The organism is Bifidobacterium sp. UMB1197 (genome assembly GCF_030217745.1).
Classification (GTDB): Bacteria; Actinomycetota; Actinomycetes; order Actinomycetales; family Bifidobacteriaceae; genus Bifidobacterium; species Bifidobacterium vaginale_B.
This window is the reverse complement of the sequence record NZ_JASOOL010000001.1, coordinates 77,331-89,325: the sequence shown is the minus strand read 5'-3', so window position 1 is coordinate 89,325 and position 11,995 is coordinate 77,331. Positions and strand designations below refer to the sequence as shown.

Here is an 11,995-nt window from a genome sequence, read left to right as displayed (position 1 = left end):
AGTTAAGGATTTTTAAGGATTTAATATGACAGAGAATGTAGAAAATAGGCAGGAAAATACAGATTCCAAGCCAGAAATGCTGTTGACTTTGGACCATGTTTCCAAGATTTACGGTTCTCTTCGCGCTGTTGACGATTTGTCGCTTACTGTGCCGCAAGGCGAGTGGCTTTCGATTGTTGGCTCGAGCGGCTCTGGCAAAACTACGCTAATGAACATTATTGGGTGCATGGATTCGCCGTCTAAAGGCTCCGTTGCTTTGCAAGGCCGCAAACTCGAGGATTTGAACGCGGGCCAGCTTGCAGACGTTCGCAAAAACGTAATCGGTCTTGTGTTTCAAAAGTTTTATCTTGTGCCGCATTTAACAGCCGTAGAAAACGTGATGGTTGCGCAATATTATCATTCAGTTGTAGATGAATCGCAAGCAATGGAAGCCTTGGAACGCGTGGGATTAAAGGACCGCGCACATCATTTACCGAGCCAGCTTTCTGGCGGTGAGCAGCAGCGTGTGTGCGTTGCGCGTGCTCTTATTAACTGCCCGAAGTTGCTTCTTGCGGATGAGCCGACTGGTAATTTGGACGAAAAGAATGAGCAGATTGTACTCGACTTGTTTAAGCAGCTTCATTCCCAGGGCACTACGATTATTGTTGTAACGCACGATTCTTTGGTAGCTCAATGCGCGGATCGTGAAATTATGCTCAACCACGGTGTGCTTGTTGGGGAGCGTTGGAATAATGAGGATGCGCGCAAAGCGTACGAGGCGATTGGTGGCAAGCCTGCGTTTACGAGTGCGCATGTTGATGAAAGCGTTGCGCAATCTTTGCAAAATCATGAGCCTACTAAGTCGCCTAAATTAGCGAATTTAGATGATTAGTTTTTAGATGATTAGTTGCGTATAGTTTTAATTTAAGATTTAAAGGCGATGATTTTATGGTTTCAGATAATATGTTTCACAATGTTTCACGCTGCAATAATTTGCGTGATGATTTGAAGTCTAAAAAAATTGCAAAAACGGTTGCTGCGATTGCGGTTTTGGCTAGCTCAAGTGCGTTTCTTGCATCTTGCGGCGAGCCGAGTGCTGTGCCGATGAATGATGAGTTTGCTGGTAATTCTGGTCAAAGCGAAAACGATAGTGGCAATGCTTCGAAGTCTTACGATTCTGGCGCGCAACAATCGCATGCTTCAGCGCAAAGTGAGGATTCACAAAATCAGCAAAATCAGCAAAATTCGCCTAAAACAGACACTGGCAATTACAAAGATGGCGATTACAAAATCAAAGCTACATATGGGCCAGTTGCAGAAGATAGCATTGACGTGAATTTAAGCGTTGCAAATGGCAATGTGAGCAGTGTTGAAATCACGCCTCACCCGTTTACGCCAATCTCCAAAAAACACATGAGCGCTTTCAGCGAGGCTATCCCAGGAAAAATCGTTGGAAAACCGCTAAAAGATTTGCATATTTCGGTTGTTGCTGGAGCAAGTTGGACTAGTGATGCCTTCAACAAAGCGCTTGATGTTGCTCGCCAAGAGGCTTCAATCGCATCCGCGCAATAATCTTAACTACCTTAATCTTTGACTTCAAGAATAGTGCCTTCGTCGCGAATCATCGCTGCTGCCATAGCTCCAGTTGCTGCCATAAATGGAATAATCGCATTTCTGTATTCGTTCATGAACTGTGCAAAATCATGATTCCAAGATATAAGCGCAACGTACAAAAGAAGGAATTCGATTGCTGTAAATATTGCCCACTTAAGAATCCAAATAAGCGTTTTTTTAATAAGTTTTATAGAGTCCTTGCTCATGAGTTGCCTTCTTTCTAATTTGCTGTTTTGTTTGTGAGCATTGTAGCTAATTCATGTACATTGCTTATCGTTCGTATGCATTTTGTATTTCTAGTATAAATGCTGCAAGTCTTCGAGAAATACTATGTACTCAGAACTTAGTACTCAAGATTGCACGGAAAATGTTTGTAATTAGACTTAAAGCAACGCACAAATATGTTGCGCAAATACGTTACAGATACAAGGAGATGCAAACATGAACAGCGCAAATATGGGTAGTGTAAGCATGAGTGATTTTGGCATAAACTCTTGGCAGCCAAAAGATAACGTAAACAAAATAGGAAAAGTTTGCGAAAATAGCATTAATCAAATTCAAAAGCAGGAAGATAACCTTGCGGAAAATAGTAGCGAAGAGCTTTCACAATATGAAATTGATGAATTAGCTAAGCAATTAGAAGAATTCTTTACAAAATATATTGTGCTAGAAAATGGCTCTTTTGTTGTAAAAGAGGATGCTATTATTGCAGACGGCTATGGCGATTACATAGAATATTTTCGCAATGCTGCAAAAGGATTAAATCTTTCAATGGAAGATCAACAATAAGCTTAGATCCTTAAAAGCTTAAATCCTTAAAGTCTAAATCCTTAAAAATCGCTTTCATCAATAGGGTGACCTTGTGGGCGCTTTATTACTCGCCACAGAATCACCAATGTTACAACGCCATTTGCAATTCCATAGTAATAAATCCAAGGAACGTGAATAAGCCCACAAATAAAGCATGTAATAATATTTATTAAATTATTTAGATAATTGCTACATATTTGCTTATTTTGTGATTCGACTTTTTTGCGCTCTTGCTCAAGAGTAATTATGTAATCTTTGTTGCTTTCTATATTCTCAACATCATTACTTGTTCTGTTAGCGCCTGCGCCATCAATCTTAGATATATTATTTGCGATATACGCATTTTTTTCTTTAATAACGATTTTTCGCAAGAAAAAATATGCATAAGAATACAATGCAACAGAAAGAAGTCCTGGAACAAGCCACAAAACGAAGAAGCCAAAGCTACGCATAAAAGCAGCTGTTGAGGCAAGTGCCACCGCAGCTACCTCTGCGGAGTGCAATACTACTAATCGTTTTGTCATATAATCCTGCTGCAATCATTATTAAAGATGAATTTTCAGCGCAACCAAAAGCTGCATATTGTTACTTATTATAATCACATATGATTTACGCGCAGTACTTGTAATCATTTATTACTACACAATTTGCCCTACTTTGCGCGCGTTTATAAAGTAGAATATAAGAAAAGTAGCGTGTGATTGCAAGAAAGCCATTATGCCAAAAACGTATGCAATAGTAGATAACGACCCACTAGTTTTAGCGGTTATGCGAAACGTACTCAGCAAGCTTTTGCCAAGCGAGTACGTGTGCAAATGGTGCGTAAAATCAGGCGTGCAAGCTTTGAAATATTGCCAAGTAGCAAAAACTACTCCAGATTATATTCTGATAGATATGTCAATGAAAGACATGTCTGGAGTAGACGTAATACGCGCAATTCGCGAGAAAAACAACAGCATTATTTTAATTGGTATGACTTCTTACGATTGTAGATCCTACGCTTCGATGGTTTCGCAAGTTGGCGGGCAAGCGATGGTTGCTAAAGACAATTTCAAAGGACTAGCAGAAGCTTTGCAATATTGTAATAATCAGCAGGTGTATGGCTGCCGTTGTGTTAAAGATGTTGTTTACGATTTTGCTACACCGCAAGAATCTTTTATTAGGCTTTCTAAAGCAAGATCGCGCAGCGTTTTGCCGCCTCAAGAACTAAAAATTATGGATCTGCTCGCTAAAGGTTACACAACGAATCAGATTGCGTCTCAACTTGGTCTTATGCCAAACACTATTAACACGCATATTCATAGAATTTACAAAAAATTGCATGTTTCTAATCGCGTGCAAGCAATATCCGCATTTGCTGCAATGCAAAATCGTGAGCAAAATAGCAATATGCAATATTTTAATGATTCGCTGCAAAATCATCAGAATCTTTTGCAAGAAACGGATAGCGCATGTTAATGAAAACATTTTCGCGCGTTATTGAGTTGGTTAAAAGCTGGAAAATTCAGCGAACTTTATTCATAATATTGGCGATTCTTGTAGTGTCAATGGATGTGCAATCTTGCAATACAGCTGGTTTGTGGCATAACCCGCAGCAATCTGTGTGCCAATACGTTTGGATGTTTGCAATATTTCTTTTGATTGCTTTTCCTCGTCAAATATCCCTCGTAACTCCGATTTTGTATTGCGTAACGTTAGCAGTACCAGGTGTAAATGCAACTTGCTTTCTTTTTTCATTGATCGCTAGCATGTTTGTTGCAGGCTTTTACGATTCGTGGAAGTATTTGCTTTGTGCGTACATAGTTTCGCTGAATATTATGTATTTTGCAAAAATGGCGTACATTCCGCTTACTTTCCCTTGTTTTATTCTTATTTCCATGATTTGCGGTTACGCTTTGCGCAAGTATTTGAACATGTTGGAGGAAAATAATCGCGCAAAAATGGATATTGTGCGCAGTGAGTTCCAGTCTTATATTGCGTCTGTTGCATTGCAATTGCATGACGATGTGAACAATGAGATTACGGATATTACATTGCTTGCGACTGATGCTTTGTATGCCGAGAAAAGTGATCATACAAAAGAGTCGCTAGAGCAGATTGTTGAGCATTCTCGTAATGCTCTTTCTAAAACGCGACTTGTTATTAATCTACTTGAGCAAGCTGAGCATAAGTATGATGATTCTTTAGATTCAAATATTGCTAGTATTGCTGGCACGCAGTTTATTTATGGTTCTAATGGTAATAATTGCATGACTTTGGCTGATTTTCTATGCAATATTTGCGCGCGCTTACAGTCTGAACGTAAGATTTGTGAGCAGCTTGGGTATTATGGCTCTATAACAGTAAATGATGAAAGTTCGGGAAGTAACGATTTTACTGCATCTGCAACTGTTAGTACTGAAAAGGCTCAATGTGCTATTCGCATGTGCAGCGAGTTGCTTACTAATATTCGTAAGCATTGCAATACTAGCGTTGATTTTTCTATGAATGTTACGGTTGATGAGCGCGAATGCAGAATAATGTGTATGAATTCGATTTCAATGTTGAACAAGTTTGGCGAAAGGCTTGTTTTTGGTAAAGGACTACTGTTCCACAAAAAATCCGTGGAACGCTTAGGCGGATCTTTAAGCGCGCAAAAAGATGATGACACTTGGCTGGTCAATGTTGTTGTTCCGTTAAACTAACATCACTCAAATCGCGCATTATCGTGGCAGTTTTTGCTAGCTAGAATAAGTCGTCGTGAGATCCTAAGCGTAGGAATATGATGCAATCTTCTTTAACTTGATACAACAGTAGAACATCTGCAGACACATGCAATTCATGCACGCCTTTGTATGAGCCTTTAAGAATATGATCTCTATAAGTTGCAAGCTCGCGAGAGTCTGCACCATTGCAAATAAGTCTCACAATATTGATTACCTGTTCAATATCGTAATGCTTCTGCTTATATTTCTTAACATCTCGCAGATAGATTGGACTATAAAATGGCGGTTTAGGCATTGCGCATCAGCTCAGCAAAATCGTCTACAGTGCCTGGAGCTATTGGTTTTTCTTTCATAGCTTCATCAATAGAGTGCTCATATGGAGAACTTTCAAGTGAAAATGGGAAACGTTGCGTATTTACAATCTGATACAAAAATAGGTTGACTGCTGAACTCATATCAAGACCATAATGTTCAAGAACTTGCGATGCGCTATCTCGTATTTCTGGATTAACTCTTACACTTAATCTGCTTGTTTTGGCTGTTTTTGTAGAAGTCATGTTGTTTCCTTTAAGCTTAAAATCATAAATTTGTTATTCATGCTTTGCTTTATTGTAGCAGACATGTAGCACCCAACGTAATGCCAAAGTAGCACCATTGTGCACACAATTATTACTAAATCGTGCGTTATCGTGGCAAAAATTGCAAAATTAGCAAAAACTGCCACGATAACGTGTGTAACATAGCAACGAAACACCATTCTGCATTGCAGATTAACTTCTTATTTGCGTTTGCTACGCAAAGGTTCGTCCAAATACTCGATTGAAATAGATCCAAGTACTCGATTAAAGCGCAAGAAAGCATAATAATTTATTCTTGCACAATGGCTATTTCTCTACATGAAGCGGAACGTGTACATTAATAATCCACGAATCTCCATCTTCAATAACTTTAAAAGTTCCGCCAACTCGTTCCGCAAGCATCTTATGGAAACGCAGTCCATATCCTAATTGCAAGTTAGCAAGAATACCGCGTTGCGCACTATTTATACACGTAATATGACATTCATTGTCATTAAGCATTACATTCATAGCGTATTCTTTAGGCTTTGCAGCATGCTTTTTTACGTTCGCAAGCAGTTCTCGGCAAATATATTCAATTTGAGCACATTCTTCAAAAGGCAAATGCGCGGATCTCGAATCTTCAGCAGCTAAATCACTACTAAAGTCAATGGAACCAATATAGCCAAGCTTTTCAAATGACTTTTGTTCACAGTCAAATAGAGCGCGTAAGCCTGTGCAAAAATCTTTATAACATGTAGTCGATTGCATAACATCACTAGTGCTTGCAGTTGTAGCATTGTCAAGAAGAGAAATGATATTGCGTGCTTTATGAATAGTTGTAGTAGCACATTGAAGAATCTCTCGCGAATTTTCGTGCTCTTGGTCATGAGTTGTTTGAGGTTCAATAGATTGTTGGGCCATCATCATAATGCTGGAAAGCTCATTAGTTACTTCATCGTGCATGCGAATTGCTGCAATAGTGGCATATTTTTGAAAAACGTTGTAACGCTGTGCAAATAACTGTTCCTGTTGCTGGCGAATAGTAGAAATATAGTATTTTACGATTGCGCTAGAAATAAGAGTGATAAGAAGCCACCACGCCAACACATAAGCGTTTTGAAAATCGCATATAACAAAGAACCATAAAGATACTCCGCAAGAAGAAAGCACGGTGTACCAAGGTTGAGTAATTACAGCAATTGCCAAACAAATCAATATGGTAAGCATCATAGATGAATAATTGATATTTGGCGCAACAATTACCAACGGCATCCAAATGAGCACAATAAAAGATGCCTTACGCGGCCATATTGCAATGCATAAGCAGATTACAATCCATACTATTTCAACCGTAATTGCATGCCAATTAGAGTAGTAATGAAGATTATTATAGGAACAAATTTCAAGAATCAAAGTACAACTTATGATTGCACCAATTCCAATTTTCTGCCAGGCATCATGCGGCAAAAAATTGATCATACGCGTTAATAATTTCATAACTACCTACTTTTACACGTTAATTTCTTACACGTTATATGTCATGCGAGTATTTTGCGAGCGCAGCGAGCGCCTGCATGCGACTTTTAACTTGAAGTTTTCCATAAATACGCCGTAAATGCGTGTTGACTGTTGAAACTTTCACATTAAGCTGATCTGCAATCTCTTTCGTAGAAAATCCCTGCTTGCACAAGCGCATAATTTCCGATTCTTGAGGAGACAAAACTGAAGTCTTCGGAAGTTGAGAAATCATATTGAATGATTCTTGCGGAGTGTGAAAATAGTCAATATATTGTGGCAATTCTGGGCAACCGTAGCTTGTTGCGCGCGATTGGATAGCTGCAACTACATCTGCTAAATTGTCTTTATGCACTAGCGCTTGACCACCCGACTTAGCAACTTGCAATACGTATTCATCCAGCATGTAGGAAGTAATGCCAATTAAAACAATATTGCTATTGCGCTCGCGAATTGCCTTAATTACATCAACACCACTCATTTCTCTCATTGACATATCTACTAAAAGTATGTCAGGAGTATTTTCTGTAACGCAACGATGAATAGCTTGTTTTGCAGAAGAACACATCCATGCACAAACAAAGTTTTCAGGCAAACGACTTTTTAGAAGAAGTTGCAGGTACCGCAATACAAGCGTGTCATTATCAACAATTGCATAAGTAGTGTTCATACAATATATGGTATCTTGTTTTGGAATCCACTTATCAAGAGATGTGCGATTGTACTGTTTTTCTCAAATTATCAAGATTGTACACATTAAAGTGCCATACGCTAGCACTTTCCGTTGGCACACTCCATTCTTCGGTTTTACCATTGGCGGTAAAGCGGATTATTTGAGTTGTTGGCTTATTTATAACTTCAAAATTAGTGAGTTGATTCCACGCAATGCGACGAAGATACTTATCGTCTAATTTAGCTAGATTACCCGAGCCTAAAATGACATTCGGATTAATAACAATAAACTCATTATTAGTGGCAGCGACAATACGTGTAGCAGTACCTTCCATGGCGTACCACAGCGTGTTGAAGACAAACAATTTTAGTAAATCTTTCCACCAAGGGTTGTACTTCATAGTAAGCACATATGTTTTACCAACTGAAAGATTATGCGCTTTAAAGTACTTAACAATATCCTCTTCTCGTATACCGCGCAAAGGATTAGTCATAATAAGCACCTCCTCGTGATTCTTGTTTTGTAAATTATCAACATACTAGCGTGCAGATTTTATCTACACAAATAGGCGTACCTATTTTTAACGATAGTGCTTTTAGAAAACTTTTAGAAAGCTTTTACTATTGGCAGTTTGTATGTTTCCAACAATCAATATTTAAGAATATTTCCGTTTTGGAACTATTTTTAAATATCCGCGTACTTACCGAGTTATCGTGGCAGTTTTTGCTAGATTTGCAATTTTTGCCACGATAACACACAGATTATTTATTCTAGTTTTCTAAAAAATCTGCTTATTTTTAATAAAATCTGCAATATTTACGTGCTTAACGCCGTTACGTTTTTGTATAAGTGAATCCATGGTCATAACATATTTTTCATAATTATCATGAATAGCTTCTAAAGCCCTATACTCGCGGTCTTCTGTTTCTCGACTCAACAAAATCGTATAAGCTACTTGCGCGTAAGCATAATCCATATCTGCATTGCGCAGAATGAAATCACACTCCAACTTTCCAATACGCCCAACGCTTACAGAGTATCCAAAGCTTTTAGCATATAAGTACACAATATTTTCCAAAGTAGGACCATAGTTTATGCGATTATCCGTATTGAGAGCGTAATAAAAACTTAAATCTGCTAAGTAATACTTCTTTTCCCCCGAAAGAGCACGCTTTGATTTCATGTCGAAACGTGGGCATTCATAAATGATTTTCGCATCTAAAAGAACACGAATATATCTTGCTAAAGTAGTACGACTTATAGCTAATCCATTCTTCTTTAAAGATTCGCACAAGCTATTGATGCTAGTTGTAGCGCCAAAATTGTTAATAATATAGTTACGTACAGCTTCAAACGCTTGCGTATCTTTAATTTTTACTCGAGTTTTAATATCTTTATCAAAAATTTCTTTAATAACATTACTTACATACGTTCGTTTGTCACTCATATTATCTATGGCAATAGTACGAGGGAAACCACCTTCGAGAATATAATTATTAAGCTCTTTACTAATGTCGGAATCTACTGGTTGATCATAGAATTTTTTGAAATCTTCATATTCATCAAAAGTTAGCGGAAACATCTCAAATTCAAGATATCTTCCAGTTAATTTTGTTGCTAATTCGCCACTTAACAAGTAGGAATTGGATCCCGTTATAAAAATAGAATATTCGCCTTCTTCTCGAAAGTCGTTTACTACTTCTTCAAATCCTTTAACATTTTGTATTTCATCTAAAAACACGTATTTTAAGCCGCTAGCATTAGTAAGTTTTTCTATAAGAGAGTCAAGCTGATCGGCTGTTTTTACGTTTCTATATTCACGCTTATCAAGATTTATATAAATAATATTAGATTCTGCAACTGGATTACTTCGTTCTTTAAGCTCATCAATAATTGTGCGCATAAGACTTGATTTACCACATCTGCGAATGCCAGTAATCACTTTTATAAGATCGCTATCATCGTAGAACGCGCGAATTTTGCTAAGATACTTTTCGCGGCGATACAGTTTTTCTTGATTCACGGTCATAGCAAAATCCTTTTACAAGAGCCAAACGCCTTTTTGCATTGGCATATTAGTCATATTATACCGCAAAAAACCGAGTTATCGTGGCAAAAATTGCAAATCTAGCAAAATCTGCCACGATAACGTGCGATTGCGTTGAGCATATTGCAAAATAATATAATTTAGATTATTATAATTATGATTATAATAATCGCGATTATATTAACTAAAGCGTATATTCGGCAGCAATAAGATGCGCTGAAAAATATTGCAATTATTGGCGTAGCGGCAGGTGGAATATGGTTTTTGTTGGCAGACAAGACGAGTTACAAGTATTGGAAAAACTGTATGAAAACAGCAAACACTCGTTCCAGATGGCAATAGTTTATGGCCGAAGACGAATAGGAAAAACTTCGCTTATTTCACAATTCTGTAAAAATAAGCACGCAATACTTTTTACTGCTCGCGAGCAAACTAATATCGAGAATTTGCGTGATTTTTCGCGCGTTGTGTACGACTTCTTCAATCTACCGTCAACTACAGGATCGTTTAATAATTGGAACGACGCTCTCGCTTTTGTTGCGCAACAATCTAACGCCGTAGATCAAAGCGCTTCTCAATCTCCACTTATTCTAGTTTTCGACGAATTTCCGTACGCAGCCCAAGCAGATAAGTCTTTAACGTCAACATTCCAAGTCGCAATAGATCATAAGTTTAAGAACACGAACATGACTCTTATTTTGTGCGGCAGTAACGAAGGATTCATGGAAAGTGAAGTGCTTGGCAAAAAGAGTCCACTTTACGGAAGACGTACCGCGCAGATTCGCCTGCGACCATTTAATCTTTTTGAAGCATCTGAGCTTATGCCAAATAATTCTACTTGGGAAGATAAAATCAACTATTTTGCATCCCTTGGAGGAACACCATACTATATAGAGCAGTTAGATAATAAGTCTTCGTTTGCGGAAAATCTTGAGCAATTATGCTTTAACATATCGGGAATTTTGTACGCTGAGCCAGACATGCTCATGCGCCAGGAATTGCGCGATCCTTCAACATACAATAGTGTGCTAAATGCTCTTGCTACGGGATGCAATACTCCGACTTTAATATCGGATCGCATTGGATTGCCAGCTACATCAGTGAACGTGTATTTGAAAACACTAGAAGGACTTGGATTAATTGAAAGAAATATTCCATTTGGCATGAATCCACTTCATTGCAAAAAAGGATTATGGCAGATTTGTGACCCATTCTTTGCGTATTGGTATAGGTTTGTAGCACCGAATAAAGGATTGATCGAACGCGGACTTTCACACGCTGCCGCAAGTAGTGTTCTCGGCGGTGATCATGAAGTGTTTAGTACTTTTGTAGGTCAACAGTTTGAGAAAATGTGCGAACAGTGGATTGTGCACCAATGCAAAGTTGGAGGAATGGACTTTTTACCAACTAAGTTAGGTAAATGGTGGGGTTCTGATCCTATTGCTCGTGAGCAAACCGATATTGATATTGTTGCAGAAGACGATATTAACAAGCAGCTTCTTATTGCAGAATGTAAGTGGCGTAATAATCTTAACGAAGCCGAAGCGGTGAGCAAGTTGTTGCAGCGCGCAACTTTAGTTGAGAATGCAAAAAATAGCGATTATAAGAAAATATTTATGTTGTTTACAAAACATCCAACTTCTTACAATCCTCGTCATGCTAAAACAAGCATCAACTTTGTTGACGCACAAACAATGTTTTTTAACTGATTACGAAACAATAGTTACGACCATATCGCGCAGCCGAAATCGCGCGTTATCGTGGCAGATTTTGCTAATTTTGCAATTTTTGCCACGATAACTCTTATAAAATAGCAACGAAACAGCATTCTGCATCGCAGATTAACTTCTTATTTGCGTTTGCTGTGCAAAGCTTCGTCCAAATACTCGATTAAAACGCATCCTTAACATTTCTTGTTGACGCAACAAACAAGTAGATCTATCATGTTGGTGGGAGGCACATTGCCCCCCCCCCGACAAATAAGTTGGAGGTTTACGATGAAGAAAATTTCACGTATTGCATCGACAGTAGTACTAGCAGTTTCCATGGCATTGGTGCCATGTGCTACTGCATATTGGGATTGCAAATAATC

Annotated in this window: 14 protein-coding genes; 6 read left to right on the top strand and 8 right to left on the bottom strand. The window is 38.3% G+C overall.

The window, feature by feature from the left end:
- The first annotated feature begins 25 nt into the window (after positions 1-25).
- Positions 26-871: an ABC transporter ATP-binding protein gene (locus QP420_RS00380; protein ID WP_205727580.1), complete on the top strand. Its 846-nt coding sequence runs from the start codon at positions 26-28 to the stop codon at positions 869-871.
- A gap of 56 nt (positions 872-927) precedes the next feature.
- Positions 928-1,551, top strand: a complete 624-nt coding sequence (locus QP420_RS00375; protein ID WP_481616266.1) for an FMN-binding protein — start codon at positions 928-930, stop codon at positions 1,549-1,551.
- 11 nt (positions 1,552-1,562) lie between these two features.
- On the opposite strand, the gene QP420_RS00370 is transcribed toward QP420_RS00375, so the two are convergent.
- Positions 1,563-1,799 carry a hypothetical protein gene (locus tag QP420_RS00370; protein ID WP_032813307.1) on the bottom strand — a complete coding sequence of 79 codons (237 nt, stop codon included), beginning with the start codon at positions 1,797-1,799 and terminating at the stop codon, positions 1,563-1,565.
- A gap of 235 nt (positions 1,800-2,034) precedes the next feature.
- Between QP420_RS00370 and QP420_RS00365 the strand changes: the two genes are divergently transcribed.
- Positions 2,035-2,382: a hypothetical protein gene (locus QP420_RS00365; RefSeq protein WP_410310058.1), complete on the top strand. Its 348-nt coding sequence runs from the start codon at positions 2,035-2,037 to the stop codon at positions 2,380-2,382.
- A gap of 41 nt (positions 2,383-2,423) precedes the next feature.
- Here QP420_RS00365 and QP420_RS00360 read toward each other — a convergent pair whose 3' ends face one another.
- Positions 2,424-2,927 carry a hypothetical protein gene (locus QP420_RS00360; RefSeq protein WP_060787093.1) on the bottom strand — a complete coding sequence of 168 codons (504 nt, stop codon included), beginning with the start codon at positions 2,925-2,927 and terminating at the stop codon, positions 2,424-2,426.
- 193 nt (positions 2,928-3,120) lie between these two features.
- On the opposite strand from QP420_RS00360, the gene QP420_RS00355 reads away from it, so the two are divergent.
- Both QP420_RS00355 and QP420_RS00350 read left to right on the top strand, forming a co-directional pair.
- A complete protein-coding gene (locus QP420_RS00355) occupies positions 3,121-3,861 on the top strand; it encodes a LuxR C-terminal-related transcriptional regulator (protein ID WP_481616265.1) in 741 nt (246 codons plus the stop codon).
- Positions 3,855-5,087, top strand: a complete 1,233-nt coding sequence (locus tag QP420_RS00350; protein WP_481616264.1) for a histidine kinase — start codon at positions 3,855-3,857, stop codon at positions 5,085-5,087. The genes QP420_RS00355 and QP420_RS00350 overlap by 7 nt, the downstream gene beginning before the upstream one ends.
- A 40-nt stretch (positions 5,088-5,127) precedes the next feature.
- Here the strand turns inward: QP420_RS00350 and QP420_RS00345 are convergent, their stop codons facing one another.
- From QP420_RS00345 to QP420_RS00320, 6 genes are all read right to left on the bottom strand, one after another.
- Positions 5,128-5,403, bottom strand: a complete 276-nt coding sequence (locus QP420_RS00345; RefSeq protein WP_012913985.1) for a type II toxin-antitoxin system RelE/ParE family toxin — start codon at positions 5,401-5,403, stop codon at positions 5,128-5,130.
- Positions 5,396-5,665, bottom strand: a complete 270-nt coding sequence (locus QP420_RS00340; protein WP_481616263.1) for a type II toxin-antitoxin system RelB/DinJ family antitoxin — start codon at positions 5,663-5,665, stop codon at positions 5,396-5,398. Before QP420_RS00340 ends, QP420_RS00345 begins: the two co-directional genes overlap by 8 nt.
- A 327-nt stretch (positions 5,666-5,992) precedes the next feature.
- On the bottom strand, positions 5,993-7,165 hold the full coding sequence (locus tag QP420_RS00335) for a sensor histidine kinase (RefSeq protein WP_481616262.1): 1,173 nt from the start codon (positions 7,163-7,165) through the stop codon (positions 5,993-5,995).
- Positions 7,166-7,199: 34 nt separating this feature from the next.
- The gene (locus QP420_RS00330) at positions 7,200-7,853 is read right to left on the bottom strand and encodes a transcriptional regulator (RefSeq protein ID WP_415688875.1); all 654 of its coding nucleotides are present in this window, start codon (positions 7,851-7,853) and stop codon (positions 7,200-7,202) included.
- A gap of 34 nt (positions 7,854-7,887) precedes the next feature.
- Positions 7,888-8,349 (bottom strand): hypothetical protein, encoded by a 462-nt coding sequence (locus tag QP420_RS00325; protein WP_415688876.1) that lies wholly within the window; start codon positions 8,347-8,349, stop codon positions 7,888-7,890.
- A 285-nt stretch (positions 8,350-8,634) separates the two neighbouring features.
- On the bottom strand, positions 8,635-9,885 hold the full coding sequence (locus tag QP420_RS00320; RefSeq protein ID WP_481616261.1) for an ATP-binding protein: 1,251 nt from the start codon (positions 9,883-9,885) through the stop codon (positions 8,635-8,637).
- Positions 9,886-10,160: 275 nt separating this feature from the next.
- On the opposite strand from QP420_RS00320, the gene QP420_RS00315 reads away from it, so the two are divergent.
- Entirely contained in the window at positions 10,161-11,612 is a 1,452-nt protein-coding gene (locus QP420_RS00315) for an ATP-binding protein (RefSeq protein ID WP_481616260.1), read from the top strand.
- Positions 11,613-11,995 lie beyond the last annotated feature (383 nt).